Genomic DNA, 24,398 nt, shown 5'->3' with positions numbered 1-24,398 from the left:
TACCGTCGCAAGATCGCGGCGGCGAGTCCCGCCCCCGTCTGCCAGCTGACTGGGCGGTTGAGGCACGCGACTTGCATCGACCTCGACCATACCATCGGTGTTGGGGAACACGGTGTTGACCAAACAAGCAAAACGTCATGCAGCCGGAGCGCTGCTGCTGGGCGGGGCCATCTTCGTGGTGATCGGCATCGGCGGCTACTTCACCACGCAGCGCTCGCTGGCCGATGCGGGCTGGGTCACGCATACACAGGAGGTCCTCGCGGGCATCGACGAAATCCAGGCCGGGCTGCTGTCGGCGGAGTCGTCGGTACGTGGCTACGTGCTGACCGACAACGAGGCGTTCCTGGGCGTCTATGCCGATGCGATCGGACGCCTGCCCGAGCGCATCGTGCGGCTGGAGGCGCTGGTACAGGACAACCCGGTACAGGGCCGCAATGCGCGTGAGCTCAATCGATTGGTGAACACGCGACTGGTGCAGATCAACGATCTGCTGCTCAACTACCGTAGCCATGGCCTGGAAGGCGCGCGCGGGTCGATCGCGCGCGGCGTGTTCCAGACCTCCTCGGCATTGCGGCGCCAGGTGCAGATCATGACCGAGCTGGAACGTCATCAACTGGTGAAGCGGACGCAGGCCAATGCACTCAGTGCGCAGTGGGTGCTGCGGATGACCGTGATCGGCATCGTCAGCGGGCTGCTGGTGATGCTGCTGGCCTACCGCTTGCTGGCGCGCGAGCTGCAACGCCGCGTGCGCGCCGAGGACGATGCCAGCCATACCAGCGAGCGGTTGGTCGAATCCTTTGCGGCGCTGGAGCGAACCTCTGCGGGACTGGAAGCGCTGGCACGCTACTCGGGACTGCTGCAGAACTGCCGCGACGCCGAAGAAGCGCTGGAAATCACCGCACGCACGATTGCGCCGCTGATCCCCGGCGCAGCCGGCGCGGTATATCTGCTGCGCGCATCGCGCGATCGCGCCGAGCAGGTCGTGGCATGGGGCGCGATGGCCGACGGCGACAGCGTAAGCATCGCGCCGGAGACGTGCTGGGCGCTGCGCCGCGATCGTACGCACGTGGTGGAAGATGCCAGCCAGGGCATGCTGTGTCGCCATGCCGACGCCAATCTTCCGACGCACGCCAGCACGGTGTGCATTCCGTTGTCGGCTCAAGGCACGCAACTGGGCATGTTGGCGCTGCGCAGCGACCAGCCTGGTGGTCTGAGCTCACTGACCGTTGCCGAAGCGGCGGCCGAACAACTCTCGCTGGCGCTGCATAGCCTGCGTCTGCGCGAAACGCTGCGTCAGCAATCGATCCGCGATCCACTGACCGGCCTTTACAACCGCCGCTATCTGGAAGAAGCGCTCAATCACGAACTGGCGCGCTGTACGCGCCGCGAGCAGCCGTTGTCGGTGCTGATGCTGGACGTCGACCACTTCAAGCGCTTCAACGATCTGCATGGGCATAGTGGCGGCGACCGCGTGTTGGCGGCCATCGGCGAACTATTGCTGACGCAGACCCGCGGCGAAGATATCTGCTGCCGCTACGGCGGCGAAGAATTGACGATCATCCTGCCGGAAGTGGATCTGGCAACTGCGCGCAGGATGGCGGAGAAGCTGCGCGCCGGGATCGAGGCCTTGCAGGTAATGGCCGATGGCGTATCGCTGCCGAAGATCACCGCGTCGTTTGGCGCAGCGAGCTTTCCCGAACACGCGGGCACTGCGGCGCAACTGCTGCGGCGCGCGGACGAGGCCTTGTACCGGGCCAAGCAGGCCGGGCGCAATCAGGTGGTCAGCGCACCGGACGCTGCGAACGCCGACTGTGCGCAGCAGCCCTGAAGGCAGCAAGAGACGTCGCGAACCTGGCCTTGATGCGCTTGGCCAGACCGCCGGCTAGGCGCCACTGGTCGCTAACCGCTTGGCGATCCAGGCGCAACTATGCAATTTCACTTATATCGGTCTGCGACAGATCGAGCCCGGCCGTTGCTGGGTACCGCTGAACTGGTGGGTTGCAGCCAGCTCACCGCGGCGAGATTGGCGTTCACCGCGTTCGCTACCCGCATCATCCGGCTTCGAGCAGCGCAGCATCACCGTCAGCCGCGTCCCTCTTCGTCGGTGGGAATCAGACCGGCGCCGGCCAGCATGCCGTCGACGCGGGTCCGCACATAGGCCGCATCTTCGGGGTCGGCGCTGCGCAGCACCGCTTCGGCGCGTGCCTGGAAATCCAGATAGTCAAAATCCGCATCCTCATCGGCAGACAGCTGCGGCAGTTCGTCCTGCAACGCGTCCAGGCGCGTCTCGAGCTCTTTGCGTGTAGGCATAACAGGCTCCGGCATCAGAGCCGTCACGGTTGCGGCAAGGCCGTCAAGGACGCGCGAAGCCTTGCCATGCAACGCTTCATTTTCCTACCCGCTGCAGCGGCGGCTGCATGCTCAACTTTCGCACAGGCCGGCCGATAATGATGCCGACTCCGACAGAACCTTGCCTGTGATCCTCCACCTGCGGCGGGATTTCCGCCTCGGCATCGTCAAGATGCTTGGGCCAATCACCGCGCTGTTGCTTTGCCTCTATGCGGTGTATCTGGCCATGACCGGTCAGGCGATTGCGTGCCTGATCACCGCAGCGCTGGGCATGCTGGCGATCTGGCGCGGCTGGAAGATGCGCGCGGCCGAACGCACCGCTGCCGGCGGTGTCTGGCTGGCGTCGATCAATGTTGCCGGCTGCCTGGTGGCTTGCTGGACCGGAGGCGATGGCGCCCTGCCCTGGCTGTTTCCGGTATTGGCAACCAACTATTTCCTGTGCGGGCCGCAGCGTGCAGTGTTGCTGAGCCTGCCGTTGATGGCGGCATTGCTGTTCCTGCCCGGCTTGATCGTCAGCCCCGGCCAGGGGGTGTCGACCGTGGTGGTGACCTTGGTGACGCTGGCGGTGGGATATTCGTTCTCGCTACGCATGCAGGACGACCGCGTGCACCTGGAAGAGCTGGCCTCGCTGGATGCACTGACCGGCTTGCCCAACCGACGCATGCTGGAACGCGCGCTGACCCACCAGATCGATCAGCGCCAACCGCAGGACCGGCTCAACAGCCTGATCATCCTGGACCTGGATCATTTCAAGGAGGTCAACGATCTGTACGGACATGCCGCCGGCGATGCGGCGCTGTCGGATCTGGCGACCATCCTGCGCTACGAAGTGCGCGAGCCGCATCAGGTGTTCCGGTTCGGCGGCGAAGAATTCGTGGTACTGCTGCGCGCCGGTTCGCTGGCGGAACTGGAAGCGGCCACCGAGCGCTTGCGCAAGGTGATCCGCAGTGGATTGCGCGGCCCGGGCGGGCGCATCACGGTCTCGCTGGGCGCTGCGCGCCACGATGGCGAAACCCATTGGCAAGACTGGTTTTCGCGTGCCGATGCAGCACTGTACCTGGCCAAGAACAGCGGCCGCGACAGCGTGCGGGTTGCCGACTGAGCGCAGCGCTGCTGGCTGGATCGCAACATCAGGAACCCCGCCCTTCTGCCAGGCGGGGCGACCCAACGGCCGCCCCGCCCATCGGTCAACGCTTGACCACGGCCACCGGTGCGGCGGGGGCTTCGCCCTGCTTCCAGCCGCCCAAGGCCTTGTACACGCCGACCACGCCGACATTGACTGCCGCCTCGGCCTGCGCCAACGCATCGTCTGCCGCCAGCTGGGTGCGCTGTGCATCCAGCAAGGTCAGGAAGTCTTCCGAGCCCTCGCGGTAGCGGATCTGCGCCAGCTGTTCGGCACGCCGGGCCGCATTGGCCTGGTCGACCACGATCGCCAGGCGCGCCTGCTGACGCCCATAGCCGATCAATGCGTTTTCGGTGTCTTCCAGCGCCAGCAAGACCGCTTGCTGGTACTGCGCCAACGCACCGTCGGCCTGCGCCTTGCTGGCACGCAGGCGTGCGCGCACGGTACCGAAGTCGAACGCGGCCCAGCTGATCGACGGGGTGACCGACCAGGCCTTCGCATTGCCCTGGGTCAACCTGGCCGCATCGCCGGACAGAAAGCCGACAAAACCGCTGACGCTGATGCGCGGGAACAGATCGGCCGTGGCCACGCCGACCTGCGCGGTGGCTGCGGCCAGACGGCGTTCGGCACTGCGCACGTCCGGACGTTGACGCAGCAATCCGGCGGTATCGCCCAACGGCAACGGGTGCGCGAACGCCGGCATGGCGCGTGCGACCAGAGTGGCGTCCAGCGCATTCGGCTGTTGGCCAAGCAATACGGCAAGCCGGTGCCGGTATTGCGCCTCGGCGGTTTCCAGCAACGGAATATCCGCTTCGATCGCCTTCAACCGCGCCAGGCTGCTCTGCACATCCAGCTCGCTGCCGGCACCCAGATCCCAACGCGTCTGCGTCAGCTTCTGGGTGTCGCGCAGGTTGGTCAGGGTACGCTTGGAGACATCGAGCTGCTTCTGGGTGCCGCGTAATTGGAAGTAATTGCGCGCCACTTCGGCAGCGACCGTGACCTGTACGTCCTGCAGGCTGGCCTGCTCGGCGTCCAGATCGGCGCGCGCCGCTTCAGAGGCGCGGCGCTGGCGGCCGAACAGATCCAGCTCCCAGGCCGCATCCAGGCCCAGGGTGGTCTGCTCGGTGAGGAAGCGCTGATTGCCGGCGATCACCTGCTGCTGCTCGCGTCGATCGAAGCTGCCCTGGGCGGTGATGTGCGGGGCCTGGTCGAGACGACGCTCCACGAAGACCGCACGCGCCTGCTTCACCCGCGACACCGCAATGCGCAGATCGTGGTTGGCGAACAAGGCATCGCGCACCAGCTGCTCCAGCACCGGGTCGTCGAACTGCGACCACCAGTTGCCGACCGGAGATTGTGCGGTGAACGCGGCATCCTGCGCGCCCTGCAGCGTGACTGGCGGCGGCGGGTCGGGCCGGTAATCGGGCCCCACCGCGCAACCGCTGAGCACCAACGCGGCCAACGCCGCGCCAAGCAATGTTCTTACCATGGCAAGGTGTCTCCCAGGTGGGTAAAGCTGCCGGTCGGGCCGTGCGCATCGATCAATGCCATCTGCACGCTGCTGTGCGCGCCCTGCTCGATGTCGATCTCGCCCTCGCCACCGTTCATGTCGGTTTTGACGTAGCCGGGATGGATGGTATTGACCTTGATCGAGGTATCGCGCAGCTCGTAGGCAAGATGCACGGTCCAGCTGTTCAAGGCGCTCTTGGACGCGTTGTAGGCCGGCACCTTGAAGCTGTAGATCGGCGAGCCGGGGTCGCTGTGCAGCGTGAGCGAGCCGAGAATGCTGGACACATTGACGATGCGGCCGGCCAGAGAGCGCTGCAGCAGCGGCAGGAAGGCCTTGGTCACGCCGACCACCGCGAACAGATTGGTGTCGAAGGTGCGCTTCCAGGTGTCCAGGCTTTGCTCGGACGGCTTGCGCTGCATGTCATCGATCATGATGCCGGCGTTGTTGACCAGGATGTCCAGGTGGCCGTGACGCTCCTTCACCGTACCGACCGCCGCAGCGATGCTGATGTCGTCGTTGACGTCCAGTTGAATCGCTTCCACCGGCAGGCCTTCGGCCTGCAGCTTGAGCGCGGCGGCCACCGCGTCATCGCGCTTGCGACCGGCCAGCAGCGTATGCACGCCGGCCTGTGCGAGTTGACGAACCGTTTCCAGGCCGATGCCGCGGGTGGCGCCGGTGACCAGTGCGATCTTGGTGTTGCTCATGTGGTGCATCCTCTTGAATTGGGGGAAGTGACTGGCTTACGCCTTCACGGGGTCATGCGAAACGGCAGCCGGTGCAGCAGGCCCGCGACGGGTCACCCACTTGCGCAGCGCCACGTAGAACACAGGGGTCAGGAACAGGCCGAACAAGGTCACGCCCAGCATGCCGGCGAATACCGTGATCCCGGTGACCGAACGCACTTCGGCGCCGGCGCCATGGCCGAACACCAGCGGCACGGTGCCGGCGATGAAGGCGATGGAGGTCATCACGATCGGGCGCAGACGCAGGCGGCAGGCTTCCAGCGCTGCTTCCACGATGCCCTTGCCATGCATCTCCAGCTCGCGGGCGAACTCCACGATCAGGATCGCGTTCTTGCAGGCCAGGCCCATCAACACCACCAGGCCCACCTGCACAAACACGTTGTTGTCGCCACCGGTGAGCCACACACCGAACAGTGCGGACAGCAAGGTCATCGGCACGATCAGGATCACCGCCAGCGGCAGGGTCCAGCTTTCGTACAACGCGGCCAGCACCAGGAACGCCAGCAACACCGCCATCGGGAACACGATCAACGCCGAGTTGCCCTGGGTTGACTGCTGATAGCTCAGGTCGGTCCACTCGATGTTCATGCCGTTGGGCAACACCTTCGGTGCCATGCCGGCCAGCGTGTGCATCGCCTCGGTGGAGGAGAGCATGCGCGGGTCAGCCTCGCCGATCAGATCGGCGGCCGGGTAGCCGTTGTAGCGGATCACCGGATCCGGGCCGTAGGTCTGGCCCAGCGTGACCATGCTGCCGATCGGCACCATCTCGCCGTTGGCATTGCGGGTACGCAGGTTGGCGATGTCTTCGACGCTGTCGCGGAACGGTCCATCGGCCTGGGCGATCACCTGATAGGTGCGACCGAAGCGATTGAAGTCGTTGATGTACGACGAACCCAGGTAGGTCTGCAGCGTGTCGAACAGGTTGGTCAACGGCACGCCCTGCGCCTTGGCCTTGTCGCGATCGACCTTGGCGTCCAGCTGCGGCACGTTGGCCTGGTAGGTGCCGATCGGGAACTGCATGCCCGGCGTCTGCGAAATCGCACCGGACATCGCATTCACCGCGCTCTGCAACTGGCCATAACCCAGACCCGCACGGTCCTGGATATACAGCGAGTAGCCCGAGCCCTGCCCCAGGCCCAGAATCGGCGGCGGCATGAAGGCGAACGCAAAACCCTGCTGGATCTGGCTGATGCGCGCGTTGAGCTCGGCATTGATCTGCACCGCGCTGCGGGTGCGCTGACTGAACGGCTTGAGCGTGATGAACACCGTTCCGGTGTTGGGCGTGTTGGTGAACTGCAGCGGATTCAACCCGGGGAACGCGATCGTGTGATCCACTCCTTCGGTCTGCATCGCGATCTGGCTGATCTGGCGGATCACTTCATTGGTGCGCTCCAGCGAGGCGCCTTCCGGCAGTTTGGTACCGGCAATCAGGTACAGCTTGTCCTGGGTGGGAATGAAACCGCCCGGCACGATCTTGAACATGAAACCGGCGCCCACCAGCAGCAACAGGTACACCATGAACACCGCACCGCGCTTGCTCAACGTGCGCGACACCGCACCCTGGTACTTGTGCGAGCTGCTGTTGAAGAAGCGGTTGAACGGACGGAACAACCAGCCGAACAGACGGTCGATCAAACGCGACGGGCCATCCTTGGGCGCGTCGTGCGCCTTGAGCAACATCGCGGCCAGCGCCGGCGACAGGGTCAGCGAGTTGATCGCCGAAATCACCGTGGAAATGGCGATGGTCACCGCGAACTGCTTGTAGAACTGGCCGGTCACGCCCGACAGGAACGCCATCGGCACGAACACCGCGCACAGCACCAGCGCGATGGCGATGATCGGCCCGGACACCTCACGCATCGCCTGATGCGCGGCCGCCAGCGGGGTGAGGCCTTCTTCGATATTGCGCTCGACGTTTTCCACCACCACGATCGCATCGTCGACCACGATGCCGATCGCCAGCACCAGGCCGAACAGGCTCAGCGTGTTGATCGAAAAACCCAGCAGATACAGCGCAGCGAACGTACCGACCACCGACACCGGCACCGCCAGCAACGGAATGATCGAGGCACGCCAGGTCTGCAGGAACAGGATCACCACCAGCACCACCAGCAGCACCGCCTCCAGCAGCGTGTGCACCACCGCACTGATCGAGTCGCGCACGAACACGGTGGGGTCATACGCTGCCGACCAGGCCATGTCCTGCGGGAACTGCTTTTCCAGCTCGGCCATCTTGGCGCGCACGGCGTCTGACAATTCGATCGCATTGGCGCCGGGCGACTGGAACACACCCATGCCCACCGCGTTCTGGTTGTCCAGCTGCGAGCGCAAGGTGTAGTTGCCGGCGCCCAGTTCCAGACGCGCCACGTCGCTCAGGCGCACGATCTCGCCGCTGTTGCCGCTGCGGATCACGATGTTGCCGAATTCCTCTTCGGTGGTGAGTCGGCCCTGCGCATTGATCGAGAGCAGGAAATCGCTCTTGTTGGGCATCGGTTCGGCGCCGAGCTGGCCGGCGGAGACCTGCACGTTCTGCTCGCGGATGGCCGCGACCACGTCGCTGGCAGTGAGCCCGCGCGCGGCGACCTTGTCAGGGTTCAACCAGATGCGCATGGCGTAATCGCCGGCACCGAAGACCCGGATCTGGCCCACGCCCGGCAGGCGCGACAGCTCATCCTTGACCTTCAAGGTGGCGTAGTTGCTCAGGTACAGCGAGTCGTACTTGCCCTTGGGCGAGGTCAGATGCACCACCATGGTCAGCGTCGGCGATTGCTTCTGCGTGGTCACGCCCTGGCGGCGCACGTCTTCGGGCAGGCGCGCCTGCGCCTGACTGACGCGGTTCTGCACCTGCACCTGCGCCTGGTCCGGATCGGTGCCCGGCTTGAAGGTCACGGTGACCATCAGCACGCCATCGGAGCCAGCGACCGACTTCATGTACATCATGTTTTCGACGCCGTTGATCGCCTCCTCAAGCGGCGTGGCGACGGTCTCGGCGATGACCTTGGGGTTGGCACCCGGATACACCGCACGCACCTGCACGCTCGGCGGTACCACTTCGGGGTATTCGCTGATGGGCAACAGCGGCATGGCGATCAGGCCAGCCGCGAAGATGATGATCGACAGCACCGCGGCAAAGATCGGCCGGTCGATGAAAAAACGGGAAAAGTCCATTGGGGTGGTCCTGAAAGAGGTTGCCGCCAGGTGGCGGCGCGGCACGGCGGCCCCGGACCGGCCTGGTTACCAGGCCGGTGGTCGAAGGCGCGATGCAGCGATGAATCAGTTCGACGCGGTGCGCTTGTCCGGTGTCGCGGCCATGGCCACGGCCTTGGCATCGACCGGCATGCCGGGCATGAAGATCTTCTGCACGCCATCGACCACGACACGGTCGCCGGCAGCCAGGCCCTTGCGCACGATGCGGAGTCCATCGGCGCTGCGGCCCAGTTCCACATCGCGGCGCTGCGCCTTGCCGTCCTTGTCGACCACGTAGACGTACTTACGGTCCTGGTCGGTCAACACGGCTTTTTCGTCGACCAGCATGGCCTTGAACTGGCCGCTGCCCAGCAGCTGTACGTGCGCATACAGACCCGGCGTGAACTGCCGCTGCGCGTTGTCCAGCACGGCACGCACGCGGATGGTGCCGGTGCTGCGGGTCACCTGGTTATCCAGGAAATCCACGCGCCCTGCGTGCGGAAAGCCCTGCTCGCCGACCAGGCCGATACGCACCGGCAATTGGCCGCCGCGCTCGTCCGGACGTTCGCCGTTGCGGGCCATCTGCGAGTAGCGCAGGAAGGTGCCTTCGTCGGCATCGAAGTAGACGAACACCTTGTCCAGCGACACCAGCGTGGTCAGCACGCTGGCGCTGTCGCCGGCAGTGACCAGGTTGCCGGCGGTGACCATCGCACGCCCGGCGCGGCCATCGATCGGCGCACGCACGTGGCTCCAGTCCAGATTGAGCTTGGCGGTGTCCACTGCGGCCTGTGCGGCCAGCAGATCGGCATCGGCCTGGTCGGCGGCGGCTCGACGCTGCTCCCACACTTCGGTGGAAATGGCCTGCTGATCGGAGAGTTTGCGCGCACGCGCCGCTTCGCTGCGCGCCAGCGTAGCCTGGGTGCGCGCCCGCACCATCGCTGCGTTGGCGCGCGCGAATTCGGCGCGGTAGCTACGGTCGTCGATGCTGAAGAGCACATCGCCCTTTTTCACTTCCGCGCCTTCGGTGTAGTTCACCTTGTCGATGTAACCGGACACGCGCGGGCGCAGCTCGACGCTTTGCACCGCCTCGATGCGGCCGCTGAACTCGTCCCACTGGTTGATCTCCTTCATCAGCACCGGTGCGACGCTGACGCTGGGCGGCGGCGGCGCGCCGGTCTGCGCAGCACCGCCGCCGCAGGCGGCAAGCACCACCGCGAGCACGGCGCCCGTCAGAACAGTACGCATTGGAAAACGGAACGGGGTGGCGTTCGGGGTCATGGTGAGATCTCTCGAGTGGGGATGGGCAAATGCAGGCCGGCCAGCCGGTCCACCGACGGAGCGGTGGAAAGACGACGGCTGACGGTCACGATGGGTTGTGCGGGCTGGCCGGGCCCGGTAATGAGCGAGACCGCGGCGCGGCCGACATCGACGGCGCGAATCCATTCCGGGCACGCGTCCTTGGCGCGGCCCGGCGTGCACACCGGTTGTTCGACCGAGAGCAGATGCACGCGCACGCCCAGCGGTTTGGCTTCTTCATGCAGCACCTGGGCAAGCATGCGGATGGCGGCCGCGGCCACCGACATGTCGCCGTGCGCCGCCCAGGCGCGCAGCGCGCACGGGCTGCCCAGCAACAGATAGCGTCCGCCGCCGTCGGCTTCGGCCAGCAGCGGCAGCAGATGACGTGCCGCAGCCAGATGCGGCAGCACGTCGCGCTCCAGGCGTCGACGCAGTGCGGTCACCGGCCGGTCCAGCAGGCGCCCGGCCTTCAACGGGCTGCCCAGGCTGGCGATCACTGCGCCCAGCGGGCGCGGGCGCTGCGCCAGCTCGGTGGCCAGCGCCTGCGCCGAGGCGTCCTCGGCCACCGAGCCTTGCAGGGTGTCCAGCAGCGCAGCATTGCGATGCTGCGCGCGCAGCGCGTCGAGCTTGGCGGCATCGCGTCCAATCACCAGAACCGGCATGCCGGCGTCGAGCAATGCGGTCACGATCCCGGTACCCACGTTGCCCGCGCCGCCGATCACGACGGTTTCGGATTGGACCATCCCGGTCATGGGACTTTCACTCCCGACATCGGGACAATTCCGCGCTGAACCCAACGCGCCTGCAGTCCAGTCCGCTGCGTCGGCGCACCGCCGGCCTGCCGCTTCGGCGACGCGGCAAAGCCACGCGAAACGCTGGCGCGCGGGCTTCTTGCCGGGGAAACCACCGGATCGAAGGCGCTTTCAAGGGCGCTGCGGGAGTTGGAGGACAAGCCGAAGACATCGCACAACCACATGGCCGTGCTCCTGCGTTGAAGGGATGCTGCATAAGCTAGGCCTCAAAGCAGCACTTGATTAGTCCGGATTTAGGGGAATAATCGTCCCGCAAGCGGTCTAATCCCTCCTGACCCCCGGAAGGCAGTCCCATGACACACGATCTCAACGACACCCTGATCTTCGTCAAGGTGGTCGAACAGGGCAGCTTCATCGCCGCCGCCAACGCGCTTGGCCTACCCAAGACCACCGTCAGCCGCAAGGTGCAGGAACTGGAGACGCGCCTGGGTGCGCGCCTGCTGCACCGAACCACGCGGCGCATCGGGCTGACCGAAGCAGGCTCGGTGTACCACGAACATTGCCAGCGCATCGCCCGCGAACTGGAAGAAGCCGAAAGCGCGGTCGGGCAATTGCAGTCCGGCCCACGCGGCTGGCTGCGGTTTACCGTGCCGTACTCGCTGGGCATCACCTGGATCGCGCCGTTGCTGGGCGAATTCCACGCACAATACCCGGAAATCCAGCTGGACATGCACCTGGGCAACGAGAAGCTGGACCTGATCGGCGGCGAAGCCGACCTGGCCCTGCGCGTCGGCGCCCTGCCCGATTCCAACCTGGTCGCACGCAAGCTGGGCAGCCTGCGCACGCAGGTGTTCGCCAGCCCGTCGTATATCGAACGCTATGGCGAGCCGCTGCATCCGGACGAGCTGCAATTCCATCGCACGCTGGCGCTGCGCAAGAACCGCAACGTGCACAACAACCGCTTTTTCTGGTCGCTCAGCGACGGCAGCGATGTGCGCGATTTCCCGGTCAATCCACTGATGGTGGCCAATGACCCGGCCGCGCTCAACGGTGCGGTGTTATGCGGCGAAGGGCTGTTGCTGACCGGCGATGTGATGGCCAAACCCTTCGTGCAATCGGGTCTGGTGCGCCGCGTGCTCGCTGGCTGGACCGGGCCGGAAGTGGATTTCAATGCGGTGTTTGCCGGCGGCCGCCTGGTGTCGCCGAAAGTGCGAGCGTTCGTGGATTTCCTGGTCACGCGGATGAACTTCGACGCGGACTACATGATGGCGCAGTGTCCGGCCCGTCTGGCCGCGCAAAAAGCCGACAACGATGCGAAAGTCGAAGTGGGCGCAGAAGCGGAGCTGCGTGCCGAGGGCAAGCGCATCCTGGAAAACGTAACGGCGTAGCCCGCACTCAAACAGTCGCCTGACGGAGCACCCTCGTCCCCCTCGGGACAGGGTGTCCGAAGGGCGATGGGGGCACGTTGCCCGCACAAGCGAAAACGTCCTGGCTGCTACAACTCCCGAATCCCTGCAGGAGTGTCGGGGCCATCCGGCGCCGGTACTTTTGTCGTGGCCAACCACCATCACCGCTGTCGACCGAGGCAATCTTGAAGCGACCGAACGCGCGAGCTTTAGCGAGGTCTGGAGATCCGAAGCTGCGTTGGTCAACGCCTAGCGATAACGTCTAGCTGCAAATCGAAAGACCGGTTGGTCGAGTGCGCGGTGCCCTCACCGCTTGCGGGACACGTCGTGAATCCGTCCGTGGAGGCTGCTCGGCGGCATCCATGCCGCCGAGGGTCCCGCAACCGACAAGGACACCGCACCAGAAAGTTGGTCGGCTGCTTTTTAAAGATTGTTACTCGGCTTGGGATAGCAGATGCGACGTTTGTAGCTTGCGTATTGAAAGCCCGTTTGCTGCTCGGCTTGCGACGGGAAAAGGTTGATCGAACGCTTCGTGATCCGCGCAACCTACGTCATGCCCTGCTTGCAACAACGCACACCGACCATCCCGACCGGTCTTTGCCCGCCCACCGTCGCGGGACCTTACGCGGCATGGATGCCGCGTAACAGCTTACAAGGACGTACTTGCAGCGTGTCCCGCAATGATGGGCGGGTAAGGCTCCTGCAGAAAGCCCGCAGATCGGCAGCTTCGCACCCTGACGTATCCGCACCACTCAATCATCGAAGAGGCGACCAAGAGCTCAAGCTCTTGCGGTGATGGAATTTTTCAAGCCGGTTGACCAAGTCCGCAATGCTATCGCCTTGCCTCTTCCTGCACGCCATGAACCCATACACGGAAGGCTCCATGCCGCCCCGTGGATCCCACAAAACCGCAAAGGCTCCACACCTGCCAAAACAGCACTCAGGCCAAAACAGCACTCAGGAGATTTATGCACCGCTCTTGATCAACAAGATACGCAGCGCAAAAAAACAGGCCGCTTTCGCGGCCTGTGTTTCGCATGCATCGTCGGCTAGTCAATCGACCCGCCACGATTCAGTGCATCACCTCAACGCATGCCGGTATTGCTGGCAGCGCCTTCCGCACGCAGCGGAATCAGGCGGATTTCCACGCGACGATTCTGCGCGCGGCCGGCGTCGGTGCTGTTGTCGGCGATCGGATAGCGTTTGCCGGCGCCCATGGTTTCCATGCGCTCGCGCTGCACGCCCTGCGCGGTCAGATACTGTGCAACTGCGCCGGCACGCTCTTCGGACAGGCGCTGGTTCACCGCATCGCTGCCGACGCTATCGGTATGACCTACCACTTCCACCATGGTCTGGTTGTACTCGCGCAAGGTCGATGCCACGCCATTGAGCGCGCCATAGAACTGAGGCTTCAAGGCAGACTTGCCGAAGTCGAAGGTGATGCCGTCAGGCAGGTTCAAGGTGATGTTGTCGCCCTGGCGCTGCACGTCGATACCGGTGTTGGCGGTGCGCTCGCGCAACGCGCGTTCCTGGCGATCCTGGTACTGGCCGATGGCCGCGCCGCTGAGCGCGCCGATGCCGGCACCGACCATCGCGTGCTGACGACGCTCGGTGGCGCTATCGCCGGTGAGCAGACCCGCAGCCACACCGATCGCGGTGCCGATCAGCGCATTGCGGCCGGTACGGTTCTGTTGTTGCGTCTGGTCGCCATATTGATCGCGCTGCACATACGAGCCGCCGGTGGCGCAGGCGGACAGCGCGATGGCGCTGGCCAGGGCAACGGCGAGACTCTTGGTGGCTGCTGGGGACATGGTGTTCTCCTGTGGCCGGAACATCCGGCGCTCAATCGTGTCGGCGAGGATAAACAGACCGACGCGACTGGCGCATGATGAAACCGGCCATCGCCGCCGCGCGGATAGCCGTCCATTCAGGAAAACGTTTTCGGTAATCACGCGCGGAAACAAGACCAAAACGACCTCTTCCTGCATCGCCAGATGGCCGCATCGAAGACGCGCCCGTGGCGCGACGTCTCATCAAGAAAAGCACATCGGCACGCGCACTGACAGCGACGTCTCACTCAGCCCTTTGTCTTTGCATACGCAGCCAACGCCGCATCACGCCCTTCTGCCAGACCGATGATCGGTGTGCGCGGATACTCCGGTGCCAAGCGCGCGAGCGACAACGGATGCAGCCAGGGGGCGAAGCGTTCCTTCACCGCGAGCTTGCCGAGTTCGGGCACCCAGCGCGTAATGTACGCGGCCTGCGGATCGAATTTTTCCGCCTGCGTCACCGGGTTGAACACGCGGAAATACGGCGCGGCATCGGCACCGGTGCCGGCCACCCATTGCCAGCCCATGGTGTTGTTGGCCAGGTCCGCATCCACCAGCGTGTCCCAGAACCAGCGCGCGCCTTCGATCCAGTGCACGCGCAAGTGCTTGCACAGCAGACTGGCCACAATCATGCGCACGCGGTTGTGCATCCAGCCGGTATGCCAGAGCTGGCGCATGCCCGCATCGACGATCGGAATGCCGGTGCGGCCGCGTTGCCAGGCCTGCAGCGCAACTGGGTCGGCCTTGGCCCAGTCAAACCCTTCGAAGCGCGGATTGAGATTCTGGTTGGTGGTGTCGGGGAAGTGATGCAGCAGGTGATACGAAAAATCGCGCCAGCCCAACTGGCGGATATAGCCATCGATCTCGGCGCCGTTGCGCGCATTGCGCTGCGCGTCCAGCATGCCGGCAATACGCCACGGTGCGATCTCGCCGAAGTGCAGGTGCGGCGACAGCTGCGAGGTACCGACGCGATCGGGACGGTCGCGGTTTTCGCGATACCCGTTGAGCGCACCGTCGCTGAAGATCTCCAGCATTTCATGCGCACCGGCCTCACCGGGCTGCCAGTGCTCCCAGAACCCGTGGTCCCAGTTCAAGCGCGGCAGCAAGGCCAGCGACTCCAGCGCAGCGGTTTTCAGCGCTGCCGGCAACGGCGGCAAGCTGCGCGGCGCAGGCACGGCGGCGGGCAACTGCAGCTGGGTCAGCGCGTTGCGCCAGAACGGGGTGAACACCTTGTACGGGCCACCTTGCTGGGTGGACAACTGCCAGGGCTCGAACAGCAGCGCAGAATTGCAGCTTTGCACCTCGATGCCGCACTCACGCAGGCTGCGCTTGATCTGCGCATCGCGCGGTTGGGTGGCCGGTTCGTATTTGCGGTTCCAGTACACCGCCACCGCGCCGGTCTGCGCGATCACCTCATCCAGCACCTGCGCACTGTCGCCGGCACGCACGACCAGGCCGCTCCCCAGCGCACGCAGCGCGTTGTCCAGCGCCGCCAGCGAGCGATGCCGCCAGCTGCGCGACGCTGCGCCAGGGGTCCACTCGCCTTCTTCGTGCGGTGCGTCGATGTAGAGCGGAATCGGGTCATGCCCGGCATCGAGAGCGGCACGCAGGGCCGGGTTGTCCTGCAGACGCAGATCGCGACGGAACCAGACGATGGCGTAGGACATACGAACTCGGCAGCGACGATAAGGCTGCGCAGCATAAGACAGCAGGTGCAACGATGGCGCGATGCAGGGTGTGAGCATTCCTGGTCCGGCTAAGGGCCCTCCCGAACGCTGTAGCGATGGCGGCAGCGCGGTTGGCCATACCAGCCTTCGTTGACCAGTGGAGCGATATCGTGAACAACAGTGACATTGTCCGGTTCAGATCGAACTGAGTTGATCACCCCGCACCTGATCAACCGGCCGCGCAGCATGCACTGCTCGCAACCATGCACACCGACCATCTCCGCTGGTCCTTGCCCGTCCACCGTCGCGGGACCTTATGCGGCATGGATGACGCAGAAGAGCTTACATGGACGTACCTGCAGCGTGCACCGCGATGGTGGGCGGGCACGGCCTCTGCAGCAGACCCGCAGATCATCCGCTCTAAAACACCGCATCCACGCCGTTCAATCACCTCTCAAGGCGACCGGGAGCTGAGCTTCAACGCAATTTGGATGTTGCCACGCCGAGCGGGTCGAGGGTGCGACGCCCTCACCGCTTGCGGGACACGCCGCAAGTACGTCCATGCAGGCTCGGTGACGGCATCCATGCCTCCGCACGGTCGCGCAAGCGGTGAGGGCATCGCAGCTGCCAACGTGGTCGCGTACGTACGCGCGCCACGACGCGGGCCGCGCCCGCTGAGCGTCGTCGCTTTTTGGAGAACCAAAACAGAACGCTTACTCGAAACTGCCGACCGAATCGTGCGCCAGGTTGTCGAAGCGGGTGTATTCGCCGAAGAACTTGAGCTTGCACGAGCCGGTCGGGCCGCCGCGGTGCTTGCCGATGATGATCTCGGCCAGGCCCTTGTCCGGCGAGTTTTCCTTGTTGTAGTAATCATCGCGGTAGATGAAGACGATCATGTCCGCGTCCTGCTCGATAGCGCCGGATTCGCGCAAGTCGGCCATCACCGGGCGCTTGTCGGTGCGCGTTTCCAGCGAGCGGTTGAGCTGCGACAGCGCGATCACCGGCACGTTGAGTTCCTTGGCCAGACCCTTGAGACCACGCGAGATTTCCGAGATTTCGGTCGCGCGGTTTTCGCTGTTGCCCGGCACCGACATCAGCTGCAGGTAATCGATCACGATCAGGCCCAGGTCGTGTTCGCGCTTGAGCCGGCGGCACTTGGAGCGCAGCACTTCCGGCGACACGCCCGGCGTATCGTCGATGAAGATCTTGGTTTCCTTCAGCATCTTGATCGCGCCGGTCACGCGCGCCCAATCCTCGTCTTCCAGCGCGCCGGTACGCAGACGCTGCGCATTGATGCGGCCGTTGGAGGAGATCAGACGCATCGCCAGCTGCGATGCAGACATTTCCATAGAAAACACCGCCACGCCCTTCTTGGACTTGATCGCGGCGTACTCGGCAATGTTCAGCGCAAAGGTGGTCTTGCCCATCGCCGGGCGCGCGGCCAGGATGATCAGATCGGTCGGCTGCAGGCCGGCGGTCATCGCGTCGAAGTCGGTGTAGCCGGTAGGCAGGCCGGTGATGTTGCCGCCGTTTTCGAAACGGTTGCGCAGCTCTTCGAACGCGTCCTTCAATGCGCCCGGCATCGCCACGAAATCGGTGCGTCCGCGCGCGCCGGCCTCGGCAATCTTGAACACTGCCTTTTCCGCGGCCGACAGCAACTCCACGCTCTCGCGACCTTCCGGCTGGAAACCGTCGTTGACGATGGTGGTGCCCACCTCGATCAGCTGCCGCAGCACCGCCTTGTCGCGGACGATTTCCGCATATGCGGCGATATTGGCGGCCGACGGCGTGGTGCTGGCCAGCTCGATCAGGTATGCGCCATCGCCGACCTGCTCCAGCTTGCCCTGCGATTCGAACCACTCGCCCAGGGTCACCGCATCGAAGGGGCGGTCCTTCTCGTTCAGTTCGCGGATCGCACGGTAGATCAGCCGGTGATCGCGACGGTAAAAGTCGTTTTCGGTGAGCTGGTCGTTGACCCGATCGAACGCATCCGGCGCCAGCATCAGCCCGCCGAGTACCGCCTGCTCGGCCTCGACCGAATGGGGGGGCACGCGCAGCTGGTCAATCCGCGGCTCGGGACGATCGTAATCGTCGTCGTCGCGATCGCGATTGCGCTTGGAACGGAAACCAGGACGAGCGGACATGGACAGACAAACCTGACGCGGGGAGACGAGGGCAGGAAGCATAGTCATCGACGGCGCCGACGACCATGCACAACTCTGTGGATAACTGGTGGACAGCCAGTGCATCACGCTTGTACGCGAGCACTGTCGCAGCAGCCGCGACCCCTGCCCTGCCTGGCTTTCAGACCACCGACCAAGCGTCCCGGCGAGCGTGCACCCGCCGGGACAACGCTGTGATCAACTCAGCGCTTGAGGTGCGCGACCAGGCCCACAAACGCGTCGACAAAGCCCTGCAGGAACTTGCGGCTGTCGGCATTGGCGATCTGATCGTCCGGGCCGAACAGGCCGTCCTTGTACTGCAGGAAGACCTCCGGCTGGCCGAGCACATGCATGTTCAGATACGCCAGCACGTTGCGCAGATGCTGCTGCGCGGTCGCGGTGCCGATCGCACCGACCGAGATGCCTACCACCGCTGCCGGCTTGCCGCTGAACGCGCTGTCGCCGTAAGGACGCGAGCCGGTATCGATGGCGTTCTTGAGCACGCCGGGAATCGACCGGTTGTATTCGGGGGTGACGAACAACACCGCATCGGCCGCGCGGATCTGTTGCTTCAGGCGCGTGCCCTCGGCCGGGTAGTCGCTGTCGCGGTCCTGGTTGTACAGCGGGATATCGCCGATCTCAACATAATCGAAGACGGCCTTGTCGCCGGCCAGATGCTCCAGCGCGCGCGCCAGCTGACGATTGTAGGACTCTGCGCGCAGGCTGCCGACCAGGACGGCGATGGTGATCTTGCTCATGGGAGACGCTCCGTGGAAACCGAGCCCCACCCTACCCAGCGCAATGCTCAGAGCCGGTGAAGCGCCGTCCGGCTCCGGGCGATCGACCGCAGGCACCGGCAACCGGCGCCGTGACAGTCCGCAAGGCGCTGACGCGCCCTGCCCTGCCCGGCCCGATGTCCGAATGGCAGGTTCAAGCGTCAGCAACACCTCGGCAACGGCAGCGCGGTTTCGCACACCGCGCAGCGCTTGGCCGCCGCACCCAAGATCACCGCGTCGACCTGGATCAGCGCGTGATCGCCGCGCGTTGCGCGCGCCAATGCGCCTGCCAGGCCTGAAACATCAGTACCGTCCACAGGTGGGTATGCCATTTGCGCTCGCCACCGTTGAAGTCGCGCCATAGCCCGGCCACGGTGTCGGCGGCGAACACGCCTTCGCGCTCCAGGGTGGCGTGCGCCAGCAGATCGTCGGCCCAGCCGTGCAGGTCGCCACGCAGCCACGCGCTGACCGGCGCGCCGAAGCCGCGCTTGCCGCGGTAGACCATCGGGTCGGGCAGGTAGCGGCACAGCACGCGCTTGAGCAGGTACTTGCTGACCCCGTCGCGGTACTTGAGCGAGAGCGGCAACGACCAGGCGAATTCGGCCACGCGCCAGTCCAGCAGCGGCGCGCGCGCCTCCAGGCCCACCGCCATGGTGGTGCGGTCCACCTTGCACAGCAGGTCGTCGGGCAGATAGGCGGCGAAATCGGCCAGCATCATCGCGTCGGCCGGGGTGCCGGAGCCGTGCAGCGGGTCGGCCAGGCTGTAGAAACTGTCGGGTTCTGTCGCACCGAGCACCACCGCGGCCGGATCGCGCCAGCGCGAGATGCGGTTGCGGTAGATGTCGCCGATGCCGCGTGCGCCGGCCTCGGCCACCAGCGCGGCCAGGCCGCCGGTACGCGAGGACTCGCCGTTGCGGCGCGCCGCCAGCGCCATCAACCGCCGCAGCGGCCCCGGCACCAGCCCATGCATGCGCCAGTTGCGCAGCGCGCGCTGGTAACGCCCATAGCCGAAGAACAACTCGTCGCCACCATCGCCGGACAGCGCCACCGTCACCCCGCCACGCGCCAGCCGCGCCACCAGCGCCGTGGGCACCTGCGAGGCATCGGCGAAGGGCTCGTCGAACATGTCAGGCAGGGTCGGCACCACCGCCAGCGCGTCGGCGCCGCTGACGTAGAGCTCGGTGTGGTCGGTGTGCAGATGCGTGGCCACTTCGCGCGCCAGCGGCGCTTCGTCGTGATGCGAGCCTTCAAAGCCGATGCTGAAGGTGTGCACCGGCTGGCTGCTTTGCGCCTGCATCATCGCGGTGACGATGGACGAGTCGGTGCCGCCGGACAGGAACACACCCACCGGCACATCGGCCACCATGCGCAGCGCCACCGCATCGCGCAGCACGCTATCGAGCTGCTCTTCGGCCTGCGCATCGCTGCCGGTGAACGGCGCCGCCAGCGCGCGCTGCATCGCCTCGCGCGCGTTCCAGAACGGCTGCTGCGCCTGGTCCGGCCGATGCGCCGCCGCGCCGGCCGCCACGGTCTGCGCATCCAGCCGCAGCACCCGGCCAGGCATCAGCTTGAAGGTGCGCTCGTGGATGCAGGCCGGCGCCGGGATATAGCCCAGCCGCAGCAGCAAGGTCAGCGCATCGCGATCCACGCCGTTGTCGAAATCCGGGTGCTGCCACAACGCCTTGAGTTCGGAACCGAACACCAGCGTGTCGCCGGCCCAGCCGTAGTACAGCGGTTTCTTGCCGACGCGATCGCGGGCGAGATACAGGCAGTTATCGCGTTCGTCCCAGAGCGCGATGGCGAACATGCCGTTGCAGCGGCTCAGGGTGTCGTCCAGCCCCCACTCCACCACCGCCGCCAGCAGCACTTCGGTATCGGAATGCCCGCGGAAGCGATGACCCAGCGCGGCCAGTGCGGCGCGCAGCTGCGCAAAGTTGTAGACCTCGCCGTTGTAGGCCAGAACGTAGCGGCCGTCGGCCGAGCGCATCGGCTGATGGCCCAGCGGCGACAGATCCAGAATGCTCAAGCGTTGATGCGCCAGCGCCACACCGGCCTGCGCATCGCACCAGGTGCCGGCATCGTCCGGGCCGCGATGGCGCAGGGCCGCGCCCATCGGTCGCACCAGCGCATCGAGCTGCTCGCCATGCAGGCGCGGCGATGCCAGCAGCATTCCTGCCAATCCGCACATCGTCAGTGCTCCTGCGGGCGGCCGATGCCGTGCATATCGCTCATGCGCTCACCGAGGCGGACGCGGGCGCCGGCATCGCGACAAACCCGGGCAAGGCCTGCACGCGCTGCAGCCAGGCGCCGATCGCCGGCCAGCGTTCCAGATCGAAGCCGCCGTCCTCGGCGCAATGGGTGTACGCAAACAGCGCGATATCGGCGACGCCGTAATCGCTGCCGGTGAACCAGGCGTGCTGCTGCAGATGCTGCTCCATCACCGCGAGCGCCTGTTCGCCGTGCACACGCAGCTGCGGCAGTTCGGCGCGGCGCGCTGCATCGCGCGGTGTCCACAGGCTGATGAAACGCGCCACCGCCACATACGGCTCGTGGCTGTACTGCTCGAAGAACATCCAGCTCAGCGCTTGCGCGCGTTGCCACGCATCGGTGGGCAGGTAAGGCGTGCCCTCGGCCAGCCAGAACAGGATCGCGTTGGATTCGGTCAGCACGCGGCCGTCGTCACGTTCCACCATCGGCACCTTGCCATTGGGATTCTTGGCCAGGTAGTCCGGCGTGCGGGTCTGCCCGGCCACGCTGTCCACTTCGACCCAATGATAGCGACTACCCAGCTGCTCCAGCAGCAGACGCACCTTGTAGCAGTTGCCGGAACTGGACATGCCATGCACGGTCAACGGGGGACGCACGGTCGACATCAAGCTGGCTCCGCGGCAACGACGAGGGGCTGGCAGTGTCACAGCCCTGTGCGCCTTTGCAAAGCCCTTGCATGCATCTCAGCTGCCTGCCGCCATCGTTGCCATCGCCAGCAGCATTGCGGCGATGGCCCATCTCAGGCTGTCGCCACGAGCGCCACCGGCACGCCCAGCACCGCGATGACCACACCCAGCAGCGACAGCGTCAAGGCCCAGGCGCCGAAGGCGCGCGTGCGTCCGCATCCGGCGGCACCGGCAACGGCCTGAACCGAGCACACCGACCACCACAGGCTGCCCAGCAGCAACAGCAGCACGCACGTCGACAACTGCGCCATGCCGGCCGGATCGCTGGCACCGCTCTGCAGCAGGGCCGGCCTGCCCTTGAGCGCGACCAGCCCGGCGAGCACGCACACCAGCCATGGCAAGACGCTGCCCGCCATCGCCGGCAGCAGCCGCTCGACCTGCGCTGCGCTGTCCATCCAGCGCAACAGCTGTTTGAGCAGCACGCAGCCCAGCAACAGCAGCGCTCCCACGGCCAGCGCACCGGCCAGTTGCATCCACCATGGCAAGGCCTGCAGCCACATCCACGCCGACAACAGCGTGGTCACCGCAAACACCGCCCAGGAGCTGCGGCGCAAACCGCTCTGCTGCGGCATGCGCTGCACCGTGCCGTGCGGATCGAACAGCAGCCCGCCCAGGCCACCGCCACGCCACCAGGCCAGGCAACCCAGCACAAGCACGATCAATGCCAGCAATCCGACCAGTGGGTAGCTCAGCGCCCGCCAATCGGTCGGCTGCTTGCGCCGCTGCGGCTTGAGGTCGTGATTGAAGTACAGCAGGTCGCGCGCGCGCTCCATATCGGCCGCCGCACGTGCCACCCCATTGGCGGGGATGCGGTCGGTGTAGCGCTGCCATTGCCCGATGATCTCGATACGGCCATCGCGCATCGCAATCGTGCGCGAGAAGCGAAACCAGGGGTTGGACACGATCTGCGTGTCTGCATCCACCTTGGCCGCCGGGTCGGTCTGCACGCGCACGGTCTGCCGCGCCAGCTGCGGCCCGCGCAACGCCAACGGGCTCTTGCGCGCCTCCTTGGGCAAGCTGTCCATCCAGTCGCCGAGCTGAAACAGCGGGAAGCCCACTTCGTCGCCTTCGGCCGCCGGCCATTCCAGCCGATAGGTCTCGTGCGTGCGCACATTCAATGCATCGCTAGCGTCGATGGTGGGCTCATCGACCTGTGTCAGCGCGGTGTAGTACTGCTGCATGAACTCCAGATAGCGCTCGCCCACCGTTTGCGCGCCATCGTTTTCGAAACTCGACGCCACCCGCTCGCCGCGTCCCTGCCGGTAGGTGGTGTCCACGCTGAAGGTGGCCACGCGCTGCGGTTTGCGCAGCGAAATCGCGATGTCTTCAATCACCTCGACCTGCGGCAAGGTCGGCATCGGCGCCGGTACGTCGACCAGGGCGTCCTGCCCCGGCAGGACCGGCAATCCGCGCACAAACGGCAGCGGCCGACGCTGCGCAAACGGGCCTTCCTCGCGGTCGCGCGTGGCGTCCACCCACACATCGCCCTGCGGCAGATGCGCGCGCACCACGACATGGTCGAATGCGTAGGGGCTCGGCAGGCGCTTGTCCAGCGTGGCGCCCTTGTCGCTGTTGACCAGCACCGGCTCGGCGCGGATGCCGGCCAGCTGCAACAGCGCGATCAACAGCGTCGCCTTGTCCTTGCAGTCGCCGTAGCGGTTGCGCAATGTCACTTCCGGCGCATGCGGGGCGTGCGAGTTCTCGCCCATGTCCAGGCCGACGTAACGGATCTCGCCCTGCACGAAGGCCACCGCACGCATCAGTGCGCCTTGCGCATCGTCGCTGCGCAGCCGCAGGCTCTGCCTCATGCTGGCAGCCACCTGCGCATCCTTGAATGCATCCGGGTACAACTGCGCGGCCCACGCCGCCACACGCGCCCAGTTTCCGGCAGTGGACACTTCGATCAGCCCGTACGGGTCCACATCGTCGGGAGCGCCTTTTTCCTCCTGCACGGCGGCGACGTTGCTTGCCCCGATGTTCAACAGCGCGACCCCATCGGCCTTGCCGACATTGCGGCTGAAGCCCGGCGCGCTGATGCGCCACTGCAAGGCCATGTCGGCGGGATAGCGCACACGGACCCGCCGTTCGCCCAGCGGCACGCCGTAGCGCGCATCGAAGATGTCGTAATAGCCCTTGCCGAACACCGGATTGCTGCCGGTGATGGTCACGCCGTAATCGACCCGGTCGCCCACGCGCAGATCCGGCAAGGTGATCGACAGCGTCAGCGCGCCATCGATCAAACCGTCTTCCAGCCCGCTTTCGCGGCGCAGCTTGGCGTAATGCGCACGGCTGCGCATGTCGATGCGCTGACCCGCGCGCCAGACGTCCAGGCTGTTGAGCTGCAATGTCTGATACTGCGGCTGGTAATCGATGGAGATCTGCCCGGCCTCATCCAGGCTCTTGGCGCGCTGTACCGTATAGCTCAACCGGCGGTACGCGCGCACCGCCGGGCCGGTGAGATCGACCTGATCGGACACCAGCTCATAGCGCAGCCCGCTCGCACCCGGCACGCTGTCGGGCACCGCATCGGCCACCACCCATGCCGGTGCCGGCGCCATGCTAGGCGCCTCGTTCGCTTGCGCCGGTATCGCGATTGCGGCAATCGCGCAGATTCCGCACATCGTCCAGAAGACGCCTCTCAGGCG

The 24,398-nt window shown here is 65.6% G+C and carries 17 protein-coding genes; 3 read left to right on the top strand and 14 right to left on the bottom strand.

Annotated features, from left to right (window positions below; genetic code table 11):
- The first annotated feature begins 112 nt into the window (after positions 1-112).
- Positions 113-1,828, top strand: a complete 1,716-nt coding sequence (locus VZ068_RS08245) for a diguanylate cyclase (protein ID WP_349657385.1) — start codon at positions 113-115, stop codon at positions 1,826-1,828.
- A gap of 254 nt (positions 1,829-2,082) precedes the next feature.
- Here the strand turns inward: VZ068_RS08245 and VZ068_RS08240 are convergent, their stop codons facing one another.
- Positions 2,083-2,382: a hypothetical protein gene (locus tag VZ068_RS08240; protein ID WP_259153566.1), complete on the bottom strand. Its 300-nt coding sequence runs from the start codon at positions 2,380-2,382 to the stop codon at positions 2,083-2,085.
- Positions 2,383-2,476: 94 nt separating this feature from the next.
- On the opposite strand from VZ068_RS08240, the gene VZ068_RS08235 reads away from it, so the two are divergent.
- Positions 2,477-3,451 carry a diguanylate cyclase gene (locus VZ068_RS08235; protein ID WP_259153995.1) on the top strand — a complete coding sequence of 325 codons (975 nt, stop codon included), beginning with the start codon at positions 2,477-2,479 and terminating at the stop codon, positions 3,449-3,451.
- Positions 3,452-3,536: 85 nt separating this feature from the next.
- On the opposite strand, the gene VZ068_RS08230 is transcribed toward VZ068_RS08235, so the two are convergent.
- From VZ068_RS08230 to VZ068_RS08205, 6 genes are all read right to left on the bottom strand, one after another.
- Complete coding sequence (locus VZ068_RS08230) at positions 3,537-4,961, bottom strand: efflux transporter outer membrane subunit (protein WP_349657384.1); 1,425 nt, start codon at positions 4,959-4,961, stop codon at positions 3,537-3,539.
- The gene (locus tag VZ068_RS08225; RefSeq protein ID WP_259165377.1) at positions 4,955-5,686 is read right to left on the bottom strand and encodes an SDR family oxidoreductase; all 732 of its coding nucleotides are present in this window, start codon (positions 5,684-5,686) and stop codon (positions 4,955-4,957) included. The genes VZ068_RS08230 and VZ068_RS08225 overlap by 7 nt, the downstream gene beginning before the upstream one ends.
- A 36-nt stretch (positions 5,687-5,722) precedes the next feature.
- A complete protein-coding gene (locus tag VZ068_RS08220; protein WP_259153562.1) occupies positions 5,723-8,893 on the bottom strand; it encodes an efflux RND transporter permease subunit in 3,171 nt (1,056 codons plus the stop codon).
- Positions 8,894-8,998: 105 nt separating this feature from the next.
- Entirely contained in the window at positions 8,999-10,189 is a 1,191-nt protein-coding gene (locus VZ068_RS08215) for an efflux RND transporter periplasmic adaptor subunit (RefSeq protein WP_259153561.1), read from the bottom strand.
- Positions 10,186-10,959, bottom strand: a complete 774-nt coding sequence (locus VZ068_RS08210; RefSeq protein ID WP_349657383.1) for an SDR family NAD(P)-dependent oxidoreductase — start codon at positions 10,957-10,959, stop codon at positions 10,186-10,188. Before VZ068_RS08210 ends, VZ068_RS08215 begins: the two co-directional genes overlap by 4 nt.
- Positions 10,956-11,183: a hypothetical protein gene (locus tag VZ068_RS08205; protein WP_259153559.1), complete on the bottom strand. Its 228-nt coding sequence runs from the start codon at positions 11,181-11,183 to the stop codon at positions 10,956-10,958. Before VZ068_RS08205 ends, VZ068_RS08210 begins: the two co-directional genes overlap by 4 nt.
- Positions 11,184-11,312: 129 nt before the next feature.
- Between VZ068_RS08205 and VZ068_RS08200 the strand changes: the two genes are divergently transcribed.
- Positions 11,313-12,347 carry a LysR family transcriptional regulator gene (locus tag VZ068_RS08200; RefSeq protein WP_003483593.1) on the top strand — a complete coding sequence of 345 codons (1,035 nt, stop codon included), beginning with the start codon at positions 11,313-11,315 and terminating at the stop codon, positions 12,345-12,347.
- Positions 12,348-13,450: 1,103 nt separating this feature from the next.
- Here the strand turns inward: VZ068_RS08200 and VZ068_RS08195 are convergent.
- From VZ068_RS08195 to VZ068_RS08165, 7 genes are all read right to left on the bottom strand, one after another.
- On the bottom strand, positions 13,451-14,176 hold the full coding sequence (locus tag VZ068_RS08195) for an OmpA family protein (RefSeq protein ID WP_046963485.1): 726 nt from the start codon (positions 14,174-14,176) through the stop codon (positions 13,451-13,453).
- A 266-nt stretch (positions 14,177-14,442) separates the two neighbouring features.
- On the bottom strand, positions 14,443-15,861 hold the full coding sequence (locus VZ068_RS08190; RefSeq protein WP_349657382.1) for a deoxyribodipyrimidine photo-lyase: 1,419 nt from the start codon (positions 15,859-15,861) through the stop codon (positions 14,443-14,445).
- 713 nt (positions 15,862-16,574) lie between these two features.
- Positions 16,575-18,005, bottom strand: a complete 1,431-nt coding sequence (locus VZ068_RS08185; protein WP_259153556.1) for a replicative DNA helicase — start codon at positions 18,003-18,005, stop codon at positions 16,575-16,577.
- Positions 18,006-18,226: 221 nt separating this feature from the next.
- A complete protein-coding gene (locus VZ068_RS08180) occupies positions 18,227-18,781 on the bottom strand; it encodes an NADPH-dependent FMN reductase (protein WP_349657381.1) in 555 nt (184 codons plus the stop codon).
- Positions 18,782-19,046: 265 nt separating this feature from the next.
- Complete coding sequence (asnB, locus tag VZ068_RS08175) at positions 19,047-20,987, bottom strand: asparagine synthase (glutamine-hydrolyzing) (protein WP_259165408.1); 1,941 nt, start codon at positions 20,985-20,987, stop codon at positions 19,047-19,049.
- A gap of 40 nt (positions 20,988-21,027) precedes the next feature.
- Complete coding sequence (locus VZ068_RS08170) at positions 21,028-21,672, bottom strand: glutathione S-transferase family protein (RefSeq protein WP_349657380.1); 645 nt, start codon at positions 21,670-21,672, stop codon at positions 21,028-21,030.
- Between the two features lie 134 nt (positions 21,673-21,806).
- Complete coding sequence (locus tag VZ068_RS08165) at positions 21,807-24,374, bottom strand: DUF3857 domain-containing protein (protein WP_349657666.1); 2,568 nt, start codon at positions 24,372-24,374, stop codon at positions 21,807-21,809.
- Positions 24,375-24,398: the final 24 nt, after the last annotated feature.

Source organism: Xanthomonas sp. 10-10, from assembly GCF_040182365.1.
GTDB classification, from domain to species: Bacteria; Pseudomonadota; Gammaproteobacteria; order Xanthomonadales; family Xanthomonadaceae; genus Xanthomonas; species Xanthomonas arboricola_F.
This window is presented reverse-complemented; position numbering and strand designations above follow the sequence as displayed.